Here is a 14108-nt window from a genome sequence, read left to right as displayed (position 1 = left end):
GCTGGGTTCCACGCTGGGCTGGGCGCTGCCGCGAGGCGACAGGCATTTCAGGCGCCGCGAGTATCCCCGACCGGCTCGGGTGGTGCAATGTTCGGAAATATCCGGAAAGCGCTCTGTGGTGAACCTTGTGGTGTTTCGATAGGAGGATGTTACTCAGGTGCTTGAATTTGTAGGAGGGGCTTCAGCCCGAGCTTCTGGCGTCAGATAGAGCTCGGGGCTGAAGCCCCTCCTACTATTTTGATAGCTAGTGTTTCGACAGCCAGACTGAAAATATTGAGCAGACTCTCAAAGCCACACTGCATCCCAAAAAGGGTAATCACCGATACGCTCTACCAGGCCTGCACGTAGAGGGTTGGCAACTATGTATCGTGCAGTTGGCAGTATGTCTTCCTCACGGCGTAGTGCTCTGTCATGGAAACCCTCTTGCCAGAGTTTGCCTTGACGACCGAGTCGATTGTTCACCTGCAAGGCGCTGCGCCCTTTGACGCGTTTCATCAACTCGCTGAGCGAGCCTTGTTGCAGGGATACCAGCCAGTGCAGGTGATCGGGCATGACTACCCAGGCGAGCGACTCCGCCAGCCCTGATGCCTGAGCGTGATATAGCTCGCGAATGAGGAGGCGGGCGGCGCTAGGTCGACAAAGATCGCCTGGCGATTTTTGACAGTGGCGGTGAGCAGGTAGATTTGATTGTTCTGCGAGGTTCGGCCTTTGCGCAAACTGACTGAGTGGGGCATGTACTTCGCCTTCTGAGTGAGTCACGCAAAAGTAGCTGATAGATGACGACCTGCGAGTATGATCTCGTAGGAGCGGCTTCAGCCGCGAGCATTGCCGCCTGATCAGACAGCAAAGAGCTCGCGGTTAAAGCGGATCGCCGCCCGGCCTCTCCCACAAGTGGGCGTTATTCGTTTGGTTGCGGCTTGCGACTCAGGCTCAGCACATAAGCCGCTAGCAGGTGCACCTTGTCGTTGCCCAGGTAGTGCTCCTGTGCCGGCATCTGGCCGTTGCGGCCGTAGCGGATGGTCTGCTGCAGTTGCGCCAGGCTCGAGCCGTAGATCCAGCCGCTGGGGTGGGTCAGGTCCGGCGCGCCCAGGGCTGCCATGCCGGTGCCTGCCGGGCCGTGGCAGGCCACGCAGGTGGTGGAGAACAGCTGCTGGCCCTGTTCCAGGTCGATATTGCTGCCCTCGGTCAGCGGCAGACCCGCCAATTCGTGGCGCACGTAGCCGGCGACGTTGCGCACGCCGTCATCACCGAGCACCTGGCCCCAGGCCGGCATCACGCCGATGCGCCCGTTGAGGATGGTGGTCTTGATGGTGTCGGCCTCGCCGCCCCAGCGCCAGTTCTCGTCGGTCAGGTTGGGAAAGCCCACTGCGCCCTTGGCGTCCGAGCCGTGGCAGATCGAGCAATAAGTGGCGAACAAGCGGCCACCCATTTTCAGCGCCTGCTCGTCCTGCGCCACCTGTTCCAGGGGCATGGCCGAGTACTTGGCGAAGATCGGCCCGTACTGGGCGTCGGCCCTGGCCACCTCGCGCTCCCATTGGGCGACCTGGGTCCAGCCGTCCTCATAGCCCGGCAGCAGGCCCTTGAAGTTGCCCAGCCCCGGATACAGCGCCAGGTAGCCGGCGGCGAAGATCAGGGTGCCGAGAAACAGCATGAACCACCAGCGCGGCAGCGGGTTGTCGTACTCCTCGATACCGTCGAAGGAATGGCCCATGGTCTGGTCGGTGGTGTTCTTGCGCTCCCCCTTGCGTGTGGCGAACAGCAGCCAGAACAACGCGACCAGGCTGCCGAGGGTCAGCAGCGTGATGTACCAGCTCCAGAAAGTGCTCATGGGGTGTCTTTCCTTACTGCTGCTTTAGTGTTGGGTTCATCGGCGAAGGGCAGGTTCGCGGCATCCTCGAAGGCCTTGGCGCGCTTGCCGCTGTAGGCCCACAGCGTCACGCAGGTGAAGGCGATCAGTACCAGGGCGGTACCGATGCCGCGCACCATGCCGATGTCGATCAGGTCGGTAAGCATGGGATCACCTCTTGTTCTTCAGCGCAGTGCCGAGCACCTGCAGGTAGGCGACCAGGGCGTCCATCTCGGTCTTGCCTTTCACCGCCGCGCTGGCGCCGGCGATGTCGTCATCCGTGTAGGGCACGCCGAGAAACTGCATGGCCTTGAGCTTGGCGGGGGTGTCTTTGCCGTCGAGCACGTTCTCGACCAGCCAGGGGTAGGACGGCATCTTCGATTCCGGCACCACGTTGCGCGGGTTGTAGAGGTGCGCGCGGTGCCACTCGTCCGAGTAGCGTCCACCGACCCGGGCCAGGTCCGGGCCGGTGCGCTTGGAGCCCCACAGGAAGGGATGGTCCCACACGCTTTCACCGGCCACCGAGTAGTGGCCGTAGCGCTCGGTTTCGGCGCGGAACGGGCGGATCATCTGCGAGTGGCAGCCCACGCAGCCTTCCTTGATGTACACGTCGCGGCCTTCGAGCTGCAGCGCGGTGTAGGGCTTCATGCCGGCGACCGGCTCGTTGACCACGTCCTGGAAGAACAGCGGGACGATCTGCGTCAGCCCGCCGATGCTGACGGCGAACACCATCAGCAGGGCCATCAGGCCGACGTTCTTTTCGACGATTTCGTGTTTCATCAGTGGGCTCCCTCAACCGAATAAAGCGCAGCGGCTTCCAGTTCTTCCGGCTTGCTGGCGCGTACGGTCTGCCAGGTGTTCCAGGCCATCAGCAGCATGCCGGTGAAGAAGATCGCGCCGCCGATCACCCGCACCACGAAGCCGGGGTGGCTGGCTTCCAGTGCCTCGACGAAGGAATAGGTGAGCGTGCCGTCGCTGTTCACTGCGCGCCACATCAGGCCCTGGGCGATGCCGTTGACCCACATCGAGGCGATGTACAGCACGGTGCCGATGGTGGCGAGCCAGAAGTGCGCGTTGATCAGGCCGATGCTGTGCATCTGCTCGCGGCCGAACACCTTGGGAATCATGTGGTAGAGCGAGCCGATGGAGACCATGGCGACCCAGCCAAGGGCCCCGGCGTGTACGTGGCCGATGGTCCAGTCGGTGTAGTGGGAGAGGGCGTTGACGGTCTTGATGGCCATCATCGGGCCTTCGAAGGTCGACATGCCGTAGAACGCCAGGGAGACCACCAGAAAGCGCAGGATCGGGTCGGTGCGCAGCTTATGCCAGGCGCCCGAGAGGGTCATCATGCCGTTGATCATGCCGCCCCAGCTCGGTGCCAGCAGCACCAGCGACATCACCATGCCGAGGCTCTGCGCCCAGTCCGGCAGCGCGGTGTAGTGCAAGTGGTGCGGGCCGGCCCAGATGTACAGGGTGATCAGCGCCCAGAAATGCACGATCGACAGGCGATAGGAATACACCGGGCGCCCGGCCTGCTTGGGCACGAAGTAATACATCATCCCCAGGAAGCCCGCGGTCAGGAAGAAGCCCACCGCGTTGTGCCCATACCACCACTGGATCATCGCGTCGGTGGCGCCGGCGTACAGCGAGTAGGACTTGGTCAGGGTGACTGGCACTTCCAGGTTGTTGACCACGTGCAGCAACGCCACGGTGAGGATGAACCCGCCGAAGAACCAGTTGCCCACATAGATGTGGCTGACGTTGCGCTTGATGATGGTGCCGAAGAACACGATCGCGTAGCTGACCCAGACGATGGTGATCAGGATGTCGATCGGCCATTCCAGCTCGGCATACTCCTTGGAGCTGGTGTAGCCCAGCGGCAAGGTGATGGCCGCCAGCAGGATCACCAGTTGCCAGCCCCAGAACGTGAAGGCCGCCAGCTTCGGTGCGAACAGCGTGGCCTGGGAGGTGCGCTGTACGGCATAGTAGCTGGTGGCGAACAGCGCGCAGCCGCCGAAGGCGAAGATCACCGCGTTGGTGTGCAGGGGCCGCAGGCGACCGAAACTGGTCCACGGCAGGTCGAAGTTGAGCCACGGCCAGGCGAGCTGTGCTGCGATAAGCACGCCGAGCCCCATCCCGACTATGCCCCACACCACCGTCATGATGGCGAATTGGCGAACCACCTTGTAGTTATAGGCGGAACTGGTTGTTGTGTTCATGTCTGGGTTTCCATCCACGGTTATGGGCAGATCATCTGCAGCCCCCGCGCACGGACAGAACCGCACACGAAAAAAGGGCTTTTTTATGAGCGAGGCAAGCATGCGAGAAGGGCAGCGAAGCGGTATTGACCCCGGTCAACAGGCACAGGAAAGCCCAGCGCCAGCGCTGCTCTGGGATCGGCCGACGGGCACCAGCCAGGGCACGCTGATCCTCGCCCACGGCGCCGGCGCGCCGATGGACAGCGACTTCATGAACCTGATGGCCGAGAAGCTGGCTGCTCGTGGGCTGACGGTGGTGCGCTTCGAGTTCGACTACATGGCCGCGCGCCGCCAGGACGGCAAGAAACGCCCACCCAACCCCCAGGCCAAACTGCTCGACTGCTGGCGAGCCGTGCATGCCGCCGTGCGACACCAGGTCACGGGCCCGTTGGCCATCGGCGGCAAATCCATGGGCGGGCGCATGGCCAGTCTGCTGGCCGACGAGTTGGATGCTGACGGCCTGGTCTGCCTGGGCTACCCCTTCCACGCCATCGGCAAGGCCGACAAACCGCGCACCGCGCACCTTGCCGACCTGAAAACGCCGACCCTGATCGTGCAGGGCGAACGTGACGCCATGGGTGACCGCCATACCGTCGCGAGTTACCGGTTATCGGCGGCCATCGAGTTGTGCTGGCTGACGGCCGGCGACCACGACCTCAAGCCGCTGAAGGTGTCCGGCTACAGCCATGAGCAGCATCTGGAGTCGGCGGCGGATGCGGTCGTGGCGTTTCTTGAAATCTGTTCACGATCTTCATGAGCATGAATCGGCAACTGCGAGGCTGAAGTGGTCGAAACTGATCCAGTGTGGGAACGGGCCATGCCCGCGAAAAATCACGGGCATGGCCCGTTCCCACAACCAATTATCAGTTTGTAGGATGGGCGACGCCTCACCTGCGCGGCCCGACCCGTCCACCGTTCTGCAATCGCAACGGTGGATGAAAAAAACGCCATCCACCCTACGAGGCTAAGAAGCGCTGAAAGCAGGTCTGCGTCGCAGCCCTGATGCACCTGGCTGGTTATTATCGGTAGCTGGGATTGGAGTCAGGAAATCAGGGATGCATTACCGCGACGTGCTGCAGATTCATCGAAGCGCCAAGCGCTTCAAGCGCCTGGCCCTGTGGACGGCCATTGTGCTGTGCCTGATCATGCTGCTGGGCAAGAGCAAGTGGTACCTGGCGGGCGTGCCGGCGAACCCAGCATCCATCGAGATGATGAAAGACTACGTACGCGGCGCTGGCGCCGATCCCGCAACACTGATCCTCAGTGACCACCACGGCACCTGCGGCCGATTCAGTTATATCGGTAAAGACGGAAAGCGCACGGCACCCATGGGCTTCGTCGCCATCCCAGGCCAGGGCGTGGCGCCAAGCCTGTTGACGGAGGAGTGGAACAAGAGCCGCTGCGCCGGGCCGCGTTCGGCGCCCTGACCTTTGCGGATGGTAATCTCGCGCTGATGGGTACCCAGCATGTGGCGCTCTACGCCATGATTGCCGTTCTCGAGACGCGGAGCGTCTTGCCAGTGCGTTCCCACGTGGAGCGTGGGAGCGAGCAAAAAAACGCCGCCCCTTTTGGAGGCGGCGCTTTTCAAACGGTTGTCATCAGAAGTAGGTCGTCGCCCCAAGGAAATAGGCGCGGCCCGGTACGTAGAAACTGGTCGAGCCGTCACGCAGATCCTTGTCCAGCAGGTTCTGCACACCAGCGTTCAGCTTCAGCCAATTGTTCACCGCCCAGTTCGCGTTGAGGTCGTAGGTGGTGTACGACTTGACGAAGTCCGTCCCCATGCCGCGTTGCTTGCCGGCATGCTGCGCCGACAGTTCGGTGGCGAAGCGATCATTCACCTGCCAGTCGATGGCGCTGTACAGCGACAGCTTCGGCGAGCTGATCAGATCGCGCCCGGTAGAAAGGTTGCGGCTTTCCAGCATGTAGGTGGCGTTGGTGCGCCAGGTCACGCGCTCGTCCAGCACCGGCACGCGCAGGGTGCCTTCCCAGCCACGGGTGCGGGCTTTGTCGGCGTTTTCCAGCATGGTCCACCAGCGACCCTGGAAGAAGCCCAGTGGCGCGTATTCGATCTTGTCCTTGAAATCGGTGTGGAAGTAGGTCAGGCCTGCCTCCCAGCCATCGGAATCGTAGGACACACCGATTTCCTTGTTGGTACTGGTTTCCGGGCGCAGGTTGGGATTGCCTGCCATCCAGCAGGAACCTGTTACATAGCCCAGTGGGCGCAATGAAGTACAGCCACGACCGGCGGAGTTGGTCGCGGCACCGGCGCTGCCTTCCTTCAGGCTTGGTGCGCGGAAGCCTTTGGACACACCGCCGCGGATGGTCCAGTCCGGGTGCGGATGGTAGACGATATAGGCGCGTGGACTGTTGTGGTTGCCATAACCATCGCTATGGTCGAAGCGGTTGCCGAGTGTCAGCGACAGGTTGTCGAGCAGGAAGATCTCGTCCTCGATAAAGGCCGCCGAGTAGTCACCTTCGAGATTTGCACCAGCGACTGCCGCGCCCTGATAGTCGACGGGAACGGTGCCGAGGGTATCTGTGTTGGTCAGCTCTTCACGCTTCCATTGGCCACCGATGGTCACGCGCTGACTGAACAGCAGCTCGAAGGGGATGTTCAGGCTGCCTTCGACGATCTTTTCCTCGGCGCTGGCCTTGCCCCAGTCGATGTCGTTCTTGAACTTGTTCAGGTAGGCATCGACTTTCGCCGTGCCAAAACCCAGGTCACCGTTGTAGGAGGCGATATAACTGTTGCGGATCAGGCGGCTGGCACCGAAGGATTCGGCTACCGTTTCGTCCCAGTCGCCAAAGGTCTTCTTCGAGCCCCAGGCACGCTGCACGCCCTGTGTGGCTTCGATCGACAGGCTGTGGTCCTCGTTGACGCGCCAGTCGAGCAGGGCATTCAGACTGTGATCCTTGGCGCCGCCAGCACCATCGTCATATATGTAGTCGCCGAAGGCATTCGTGCGCACGTCGACTTCGTCACTGGCGCGGCGAGTCAGGTTGGCGCCCAGGCGCAGGCCGACGGATTCGGTAATCGGGCCAGACAGGTTGACGCTGGTCTGGTTGGTCTGGCCGCGATCAGAGTCCTCCGCAATGCTGGTGTTGGCGCTCAGCGAGCCTGACCAGGTACGCGATACCTTGCGGGTAATGATATTGATCACTCCACCCATGGCATCCGAGCCGTACAGCGATGACATCGGACCGCGTACCACCTCGATGCGCTCGATCATGTTCGGCGAGATCCAGTTCAGATCCTGACGACCCAGGTCACGGCGGTAGTTGGTATCGGCCGAGCTGCCGATGCGTTTGCCGTCCACCAGGATCAGCGTGTACTTGTCGTCCAAACCGCGCAGCTTGATCTTCGACTGCTCGCCGACCGGGCCAAAACCACCGGTTACGCCGGGAATACGGCGTAGCAGGGTATTGAGGTCGTACACCGGCTGGCGTTCGATTTCTTCACGGGTGATCACGCTGACGCTGGCGGGCGCATCCCGCAGATCAGTGCCGCCGCCGCTGGCGGTGACGAATGAGGCGTCCAGTTCGGTAGCGGTTTCTCGTTGAGCTTCAGAGATTTCCGCGGCCTGCACGGTGGCGCTCGAAAGCACGGCAGCGGCAAGCAGGCAAAGGGGATAGGCAAGAGATTTCATTGCGACGCGATCCTTCGGTCAGTTCAAAATCTGCCGGAATCGTAATGCAAATGAAAATCGTTTGTAAATATTTTGTAAGAACTTGAGCAGTTTTCTTTACATATCCCGAAGAGCTTGTTCACGATCTTTATGCGCCTGAGGCGGCAACCAGGCAGTTCGCCAATCTTCTGTGGGAGCGCACCGCGCGCGCGAAAAATCGGGGCATGGACTAGGGGTTGTTCCCGTTTCGCGCACGACCGCGCTGAAACGGGAACAGACCTAGGCCTGATGTTGCCGGAAAAGGCTCAGCAACACGCCACCAATCACCACCGCCAAGGCGATCAGCAGCTCGTCAGCGGGGTTGAACATGGCAAACATGAACAGCGCGATCACCAATAAGGCGAGCAGGGATTCGAGAAAGTCGGCGCACTGGCGCGTGCGGTTATAATCGTCCTGATTCATGGCGGAGCATCCTTGTTCTTGTCTTGCCGAGGCTAACGCGTCTTGACGGAATGTGCTGTCGTTTAGATCGCGGGTGCCACCTTACTGCTCGGGGGATGGCACCGTATCCGGGGTTTCTTCCACTGCCATTTTTAACCTGTCAGCCTTGCTGATGTACTTGGGTTTGCTGCTTTTCGGTGCCAGCTTGGCGTTGGCCTTCTTGGCATGGGCTTCCAGCAACTGCTTGATCTTCTTGCGGCGATTCATGTGCGTACCTGGGGTAAGAAATAAGCGTTTCAGGCTGCGGTCTTCTTCAGGGCCATGCCCTGGCTCGCCGGCGCCGTCAGTGCAAAACCGAACTGCTGGTAGAGACGATAGGCCTCGCCGTCGGCGATCAAACTGACGTAGCCAGACTCCGGCACCTCGCGGGCGATAAAATCGCTGATCGCCGCCATGATCATCTTGCCCAGGCCACGGCCCTGATGCGCTGGCAGCACGGCGATGTCCACCACCTGAAAGAATGCGCCACCATCGCCGATCACCCGCCCCATGCCGACCGGCTCCCCGGCGCAGAGCACCTGCACCGCGAACAGACTATTGGGCAGGCCACGGCTGGCCGCCTCCACGGTCTTGGCACTTAGCCCGGCGGCAGTGCGCAGATGGCGATAGGTTTCTACCGATGGAATGGCATGCACGATTGAGTAGGTGGGGGCGATATTGGTCATTCGATTGATCCTTTGCTGGCCATGATACGCCGCCTGCGGTGAGTGGCTGCCAGGTGATTACCGGAGAAAGCAGTTTTGACGCAAACCAGCGCGCCTTACAGCGCAATGTATGAGCAGTATATCGAGTGGTTCACCCCATGAAGTGCTAGAGACGATCAAAAACATTTCATCTATAGATGTTGCTGAGGCGATGGCAAACTTTAACCGGTATGGAATAGTCTCTGACACTGTGATGGACTATACACGCGTGGTGTATGAGCATGGCGAGAGCCAGCTTTGTCGAAAGTTTTCTTGTGTAAGAATCGTAATGCCTGCATGAGTCTCGGGGGCTGGTTGGTTTAGCGACTACCAAACTGCCCGACTCATGTAGGTATCTTAAAGCTATCCGACTGATCTGCATGGATATTTTGTGGGGATTCCTCAAGCCTTGGAGCGGATTGTAAGTTCGCAGCCCGACGATGTTGCACAAAAAGATAAACTGCTATCACTATCGTACGGCAGCATCGAATCACAGGAAACGTGCGCGACCGTAGTTTGAGCAGCGTTGAGGTATCTGTAGCCGTTGGGCTGCGAGCACATCAATCTGGCTGGAGATTATGTATGGCGCAGCACCGCAAAGTTCGGATCGGGCAGGTTCAGGTCACTGCGGCCGCTGAAATTGGCTTAACGTGCTTTATTTTCTGTTTTCTAAAGTGCCCCGGGTAGAACCCAACCTATTACGCTACGTTACAGTAGCGTAATAGGTGTTCCCCATTAAGAGAAACTTGGAAGGCCATTCATTTCGCTTTGGAAAATTGCACTACTAATGCCAGCATTAATTTGGTCGGGAAGCTGTGGTGCAACACTTGTAAGACCGGCACCAATAGCCGCACCCGCAATGGTACCAGCCGGACCAAAAACTGATCCTAAAGCAGCACCGACAAGCCCGCCAACACCTTTAATAACAGTGTCGCCTACGACTGAAGGATCAGTGTCTAAGCTAGCGCCGCCCGCTACATGGCTCATCAGTTCAAGGGAAATTTCTTTCATGATTAATTCCTTTATGTAATGCATGATCAATAGGTATTGTTAGCTTGACCAGTCAAGCCAAGAATATAATCATTCGCATCTACCTACTAAGTCAATATGTTTTTTGAACCGCCCCGGGTATCGCGGTAGCTCCACCTTTTGAGAAACTGGAGCCACTATGCCAAAACCATCGAAAGTCTCTCCCGAAACCCGCGAGCGCGCCGTGCGGATGGTCTACGAAGTTCGCGAGTCACATGATTCTCATTTGATCGTTCCCACGCTCCGCGTGGTAACGCACTGGCAGGACGCTCTGCGTCCATGCACTCCTGAGCCGACGTAATGGCGCGAAGCGCCACAGGCTGAGAGCCCACGCAGAGCGTGGTCACTATCGATAGGGCATGCTGAGCCGTGAGGAGGCGATCTTTCACCTGGTCAAGCATTGCACCTATCATCGCGGCGCAATGGCCATACCCTTCACCGGCCTGACGGCAACCGACCCGCCGATACCTACACGGGATTTATCCATGACGCAGAGCCTGGGCGTCGAAACGCCTGAGGCATACTCCCCGTTCGGTACAGACTCACCCTCCGGCGCGCCATGACCAATCCGCACACCCAACTGAATGAACTGATCGCTCACCTGGCAGCGCTCAACGAGATTCTCGCCCACGACCCAGATAGCCACTGGGGCGCTCATTGGCGCAATTGCCTGGCGACAGCCCGAGCGCTGGCGGGTAGCCGTTACGAGGCGGATGAACTGACGGGCCTGGCGTGCTCGGTGATGTCCGTTTACGGCGGCATGGGCAGCTTCAACGATTACGCGCCGTGGCAAAATGGCCGTTTGATTACCGGCATGGAGTCACTGGATGAAGCATCTAATCGCGTCTATATGGCAGCCCGGGCGATAAGGCTGCGCGATGCCAAAGACGTAGGCTGACTTACCGCGTACACCAAAACAGGGGCCGCCTGAATCGATGTTCACGACTACCCTATCCGATCTTTTCCAGCCTGAGCCCCTTCAGTGGGGCCTGCGGGGCGATCCTCATCTGTGGCGGGAAATGCGTGAAGTACTGGCCGCTCAGTCGCTTCCGTCAAGCGAAGCGCAGCTGGCCATACTTCTCGACGATACCTTCGAGCGCCTGGTTGGCTTGCCGACGAGCGAGGAAGAGTCGTCGGCGTTCATCGAGCGGCACGCCCATGGCGGTATGTCGTCGGGCCATATAAGCCTGGGGCGGGAACGAAAACATCACCGAGCTGATCCTTCAGCACGTGCCCAAAGGCCCCGCCTCATCGGAGCGCAGCCGGTAACAGCAGGATACCATTGCTTTGCACCTGAACGTGAGTCCACGCAAACGCTTTGATTCCGAGCGTCCTACTGAAGTCATGGGCAAAGTGGTGGAGAAAGCGAGGACTATGCAGCACCGGCAACCGAGTAGCAGGGAACCTTGATTTATTCTTGACTTTTTCTATTGGCTGAATAAATTAGATTTGCGGTATTTGATTTCATACATTGAGGGATTTATCATGCGCGAGCTGAGCACGCTAGAACTGAGTGATGTAGGTGGTGCAGTAACAATTTCTGATTATCCCGCTGAGCTTGCCTCCGCGGGAGAATCTGTTGGGCGCACTCTAGGCTCGCCGATTGGTCTTGGGTCTGCTTTCGCTAGAGTTGGCTCGGATATTGGATTTGGTGTAGGCACTGCTGCAGCGATTGCCTCTGGCCTCACCGCTCGCGCTGTAGTACCTCTCGTAGAAGCTGGACTTAGGGCGTCAATGCGAGATATGGAAAGGTATGCTGGGCAAAGACTACAGCAAGAATATGGTGATCGATTATAACTACACTATATGATATGCTATGGTTTCAGCAAGCCCCGTCGATTGACGGGGTTTTATTGCCCGGATGCTCAAGATTAGCCCTGTAACTCATGCTATTCTGAGTCGGCCTGTCCGGAACCAGTGGACAGATAATTAAGAGCTACTGCTCGCATTTTGCCGCTCAAACTCCATGGGATTAAGATAGCCCAACGCAGAGTTGCAATGGCGGTGATTGTAAAGGCGGATGTAGTCGGATAGGTAAGCTTTCGCTTCCTCATAGCGATCGGCCTCCGCAGAGGTCATCTGCTTCATTGGGACTCTATCCGCTGGCTACCAAGCTGACTATCTCACCAGATTATCGAAGCTAAATTCAGAATTTCCCTAACTATATCTAGGCATCAACTGGTGCATAATTCTCCGGCCCGGCCTGGAGTATAACATCCCACGGCCTTTGTTCTGAGCCCGTCTAGATCGAGGCATACGGCGAGGCGCTGGGGTGTTTGGCGTGTTTACACCGCGCTCACTGCACTCTGCCAAGGGCAGAAAAGTCTCTTTGACTTAGATGCGCGCCCAGCGGCACTTACCGATTAAACCGCGCCACCAACGAATACTGCCCCTGCGCCGTACTGGTCAATTCCTCACTCAACAACGCCGTGCTTTGTGCCTCGCCAGCGGTCTGGTCGGACAGTTGCGCGATGGTGGTGATATTGCGGCTGATTTCGTCGGCGACGGCGCTTTGTTCTTCGGCGGCGGCGGCGATCTGGTCGGCCATTTCGTTGATATTGGCCACCGCGTCACTGATGCCGGCCAGGGCCTGGTCGGCCTGTTGCACGCGTTCGACGCCTTCGTCGGCCTGTTTGCGGCCGATGTCCATGGTCAGCACGGCTTCGTCGGCGGTGCGTTGCAGTTTGGCGATCAGGGCGTGGATCTGGCCAGTGGATTCGGCGGTGCGTTGCGCCAGGGAGCGGACTTCGTCGGCGACCACGGCGAAGCCGCGGCCCATTTCGCCGGCGCGGGCCGCTTCGATGGCGGCGTTGAGGGCCAGCAGGTTGGTCTGGTCGGCGATGCCCTTGATCACGTCGACCACGCCGCCGATCTCGTTGCTGTCCTGGGCGAGGCGGGTGACGGTTTCGCCGGTTTCGCCCACCGACAGGGACAGGCGCTGGATCGCTTCGCGGGTTTCGCTGGCGATGCCGCGGCCTTGCTGGGTCAGGCGATTGGCTTCCTGGGTGGCGATAGCGGTACGCGCCACGTTGTTGGCCACTTCGAGGGTGGTGGCGGCCATCTCGTTGACGGCAGTGGCGACCTGGTCGGTCTCCTCGCGTTGGCGTTGCAGGCCGGTGGAACTGTTGTGGGCCAGCACGTCTGCCTGGGCCGCCTGCTTGGCGAGGTTCTCGGCGCTGTCCTGCAGGCGGGTGAGGCAGGTTTTCAGGCGCGCTTCCTGGCTGAGGATGGACAGTTCCAGGCGGCCTTCGACACCGCCGTTGTCGGTGTACATCTGCGCGATCAGCGGGTCGGAGGTGCTTTGTCCGGCCAGTTGCAGCAGGCGTTTGATGCCGCGGCTTTGCCAGGCTACACCGAGAAGGCCGAGGGGAATCGACAGCGCCGCGGCGGCGACAAAGCCCCAGGTGCTGTCCAGCCAGGCACCGACCAGGAAACCGACCTGGCTGACCAGAATGAATGGCAGCCATTTCTGCATCACCGGCAGCCAGCGGTCACGGCCAGGTATCGCGGCCTTGCCGGCATTGATACGGGAATAGAGGGCCTGGGCGCGCTGCACCTGTTCGGCGGTGGGCTTACTGCGCACCGACTCGTAGCCGGTGACCTTGCCGTCATCGAGCACCGGCACCACGTAGGCATTGACCCAGTAGTGGTCGCCGTTCTTGCAGCGGTTCTTGACGATACCCATCCATGGCCGGCCGGCTTTCAGGGTTTCCCACATATGGGCGAACACGGCGGTTGGCACGTCGGGATGGCGCACCAGGTTGTGCGGCGCACGGATCAGCTCGTCGCGGGAGAAGCCGCTGATCTCGATGAAGGCTTCGTTGCAGTAGGTGATCTGGCCCTTGAGGTCGGTGGTCGAGATCAGGCGCTGCTGCACCGGGAAAGTCCGCTCGTTACCGGTGATGGGCTGGTTGTTACGCATGGCATCTACCCTGATGTCAGTGCGATGCCTGGTGGGAGGTAGGGCAGGTGGGCGGATGGCCGCGCTACCTACAGACTACGGCTATGGGCTTGAACCCAATTGCGGCTGACACGGCCGATCCTTCAGGCAACGCTTTTTTTGGTTATCGCTTACGCGTGGCAGGGCTGCAGTGTAACCAATATTCAAGGTTCGTCACATTTTAACGCCGGCAAAGCGGCAGTCCATTGGTAGCGCGTATGTGGC

General features: G+C 59.7%; 15 protein-coding genes and 2 pseudogenes. 3 read left to right on the top strand and 14 right to left on the bottom strand.

Annotated elements, in window-relative coordinates:
• Positions 1–285: 285 nt before the first annotated feature.
• From BVH03_RS14840 to ccoN, 5 genes and pseudogenes are all read right to left on the bottom strand, one after another.
• A pseudogene (locus tag BVH03_RS14840) lies at positions 286–734 on the bottom strand (transposase).
• A gap of 164 nt (positions 735–898) precedes the next feature.
• Positions 899–1828: a cytochrome-c oxidase, cbb3-type subunit III gene (gene ccoP, locus BVH03_RS14835; RefSeq protein ID WP_075961874.1), complete on the bottom strand. Its 930-nt coding sequence runs from the start codon at positions 1826–1828 to the stop codon at positions 899–901.
• Positions 1825–2013, bottom strand: a complete 189-nt coding sequence (locus tag BVH03_RS14830; RefSeq protein WP_177344911.1) for a cbb3-type cytochrome c oxidase subunit 3 — start codon at positions 2011–2013, stop codon at positions 1825–1827. Before BVH03_RS14830 ends, ccoP begins: the two co-directional genes overlap by 4 nt.
• Positions 2014–2017: 4 nt before the next feature.
• Positions 2018–2626 (bottom strand): cytochrome-c oxidase, cbb3-type subunit II, encoded by a 609-nt coding sequence (gene ccoO, locus BVH03_RS14825; RefSeq protein ID WP_073264723.1) that lies wholly within the window; start codon positions 2624–2626, stop codon positions 2018–2020.
• The gene (gene ccoN, locus BVH03_RS14820) at positions 2626–4065 is read right to left on the bottom strand and encodes a cytochrome-c oxidase, cbb3-type subunit I (protein ID WP_070887082.1); all 1440 of its coding nucleotides are present in this window, start codon (positions 4063–4065) and stop codon (positions 2626–2628) included. The genes ccoO and ccoN overlap by 1 nt, the downstream gene beginning before the upstream one ends.
• 100 nt (positions 4066–4165) lie before the next feature.
• On the opposite strand from ccoN, the gene BVH03_RS14815 reads away from it, so the two are divergent.
• Together BVH03_RS14815 and BVH03_RS14810 are read left to right on the top strand one after the other, a co-directional pair.
• The gene (locus BVH03_RS14815) at positions 4166–4861 is read left to right on the top strand and encodes an alpha/beta family hydrolase (RefSeq protein WP_075961915.1); all 696 of its coding nucleotides are present in this window, start codon (positions 4166–4168) and stop codon (positions 4859–4861) included.
• 298 nt (positions 4862–5159) lie between these two features.
• On the top strand, positions 5160–5531 hold the full coding sequence (locus tag BVH03_RS14810; protein WP_075961873.1) for a hypothetical protein: 372 nt from the start codon (positions 5160–5162) through the stop codon (positions 5529–5531).
• A gap of 171 nt (positions 5532–5702) precedes the next feature.
• Here the strand turns inward: BVH03_RS14810 and BVH03_RS14805 are convergent, their stop codons facing one another.
• The 5 genes from BVH03_RS14805 to BVH03_RS25965 form a co-directional block, all read right to left on the bottom strand.
• On the bottom strand, positions 5703–7751 hold the full coding sequence (locus BVH03_RS14805; protein WP_075961872.1) for a TonB-dependent receptor domain-containing protein: 2049 nt from the start codon (positions 7749–7751) through the stop codon (positions 5703–5705).
• A gap of 258 nt (positions 7752–8009) precedes the next feature.
• Positions 8010–8192, bottom strand: a complete 183-nt coding sequence (locus BVH03_RS14800) for a hypothetical protein (RefSeq protein ID WP_075961871.1) — start codon at positions 8190–8192, stop codon at positions 8010–8012.
• A gap of 81 nt (positions 8193–8273) precedes the next feature.
• Entirely contained in the window at positions 8274–8438 is a 165-nt protein-coding gene (locus tag BVH03_RS14795) for a DUF2986 domain-containing protein (RefSeq protein ID WP_075961870.1), read from the bottom strand.
• 29 nt (positions 8439–8467) lie between these two features.
• The gene (locus BVH03_RS14790) at positions 8468–8896 is read right to left on the bottom strand and encodes a GNAT family N-acetyltransferase (RefSeq protein ID WP_075961869.1); all 429 of its coding nucleotides are present in this window, start codon (positions 8894–8896) and stop codon (positions 8468–8470) included.
• 753 nt (positions 8897–9649) lie between these two features.
• On the bottom strand, positions 9650–9925 hold the full coding sequence (locus BVH03_RS25965; protein ID WP_143485973.1) for a hypothetical protein: 276 nt from the start codon (positions 9923–9925) through the stop codon (positions 9650–9652).
• A 577-nt stretch (positions 9926–10502) separates the two neighbouring features.
• On the opposite strand from BVH03_RS25965, the gene BVH03_RS14785 reads away from it, so the two are divergent.
• The gene (locus BVH03_RS14785; protein WP_075961868.1) at positions 10503–10841 is read left to right on the top strand and encodes a hypothetical protein; all 339 of its coding nucleotides are present in this window, start codon (positions 10503–10505) and stop codon (positions 10839–10841) included.
• A 154-nt stretch (positions 10842–10995) separates the two neighbouring features.
• Here the strand turns inward: BVH03_RS14785 and BVH03_RS26370 are convergent, their stop codons facing one another.
• From BVH03_RS26370 to BVH03_RS27250, 4 genes and pseudogenes are all read right to left on the bottom strand, one after another.
• Positions 10996–11154: a hypothetical protein gene (locus BVH03_RS26370; RefSeq protein WP_168175622.1), complete on the bottom strand. Its 159-nt coding sequence runs from the start codon at positions 11152–11154 to the stop codon at positions 10996–10998.
• Positions 11155–11872: 718 nt separating this feature from the next.
• Positions 11873–12022, bottom strand: coding sequence for an IS3 family transposase (locus BVH03_RS27255; RefSeq protein WP_371915363.1), 150 nt, complete (start codon positions 12020–12022; stop codon positions 11873–11875).
• 277 nt (positions 12023–12299) lie between these two features.
• Positions 12300–13418: a methyl-accepting chemotaxis protein gene (locus BVH03_RS14775; protein WP_371915362.1), complete on the bottom strand. Its 1119-nt coding sequence runs from the start codon at positions 13416–13418 to the stop codon at positions 12300–12302.
• A gap of 117 nt (positions 13419–13535) precedes the next feature.
• Positions 13536–13865: pseudogene (locus BVH03_RS27250) on the bottom strand (PAS domain-containing protein); the annotation flags it as partial.
• Positions 13866–14108 lie beyond the last annotated feature (243 nt).

It is taken from the genome of Pseudomonas sp. PA15(2017) (genome assembly GCF_001945395.1).
Classification (GTDB): Bacteria; Pseudomonadota; Gammaproteobacteria; order Pseudomonadales; family Pseudomonadaceae; genus Aquipseudomonas.
The sequence above is the reverse complement of the archived record's forward strand: the minus strand, read 5'-3'. Positions and strand labels throughout refer to the sequence as shown.

Bases quoted from the DNA above. Each gene is read 5' to 3' on its own strand.
- ccoP (WP_075961874.1), bottom strand. From the start codon at position 1,828: ATGAGCACTTTCTGGAGCTGGTACATCACGCTGCTGACCCTCGGCAGC.
- BVH03_RS14830 (WP_177344911.1), bottom strand. From the start codon at position 2,013: ATGCTTACCGACCTGATCGACATCGGCATGGTGCGCGGCATCGGTACC.
- ccoO (WP_073264723.1), bottom strand. From the start codon at position 2,626: ATGAAACACGAAATCGTCGAAAAGAACGTCGGCCTGATGGCCCTGCTG.
- ccoN (WP_070887082.1), bottom strand. From the start codon at position 4,065: ATGAACACAACAACCAGTTCCGCCTATAACTACAAGGTGGTTCGCCAA.
- BVH03_RS14815 (WP_075961915.1), top strand. From the start codon at position 4,166: ATGCGAGAAGGGCAGCGAAGCGGTATTGACCCCGGTCAACAGGCACAG.
- BVH03_RS14810 (WP_075961873.1), top strand. From the start codon at position 5,160: ATGCATTACCGCGACGTGCTGCAGATTCATCGAAGCGCCAAGCGCTTC.
- BVH03_RS14805 (WP_075961872.1), bottom strand. From the start codon at position 7,751: ATGAAATCTCTTGCCTATCCCCTTTGCCTGCTTGCCGCTGCCGTGCTT.
- BVH03_RS14800 (WP_075961871.1), bottom strand. From the start codon at position 8,192: ATGAATCAGGACGATTATAACCGCACGCGCCAGTGCGCCGACTTTCTC.
- BVH03_RS14795 (WP_075961870.1), bottom strand. From the start codon at position 8,438: ATGAATCGCCGCAAGAAGATCAAGCAGTTGCTGGAAGCCCATGCCAAG.
- BVH03_RS14790 (WP_075961869.1), bottom strand. From the start codon at position 8,896: ATGACCAATATCGCCCCCACCTACTCAATCGTGCATGCCATTCCATCG.
- BVH03_RS25965 (WP_143485973.1), bottom strand. From the start codon at position 9,925: ATGAAAGAAATTTCCCTTGAACTGATGAGCCATGTAGCGGGCGGCGCT.
- BVH03_RS14785 (WP_075961868.1), top strand. From the start codon at position 10,503: ATGACCAATCCGCACACCCAACTGAATGAACTGATCGCTCACCTGGCA.
- BVH03_RS27255 (WP_371915363.1), bottom strand. From the start codon at position 12,022: ATGACCTCTGCGGAGGCCGATCGCTATGAGGAAGCGAAAGCTTACCTA.
- BVH03_RS14775 (WP_371915362.1), bottom strand. From the start codon at position 13,418: ATGCAGAAATGGCTGCCATTCATTCTGGTCAGCCAGGTCGGTTTCCTG.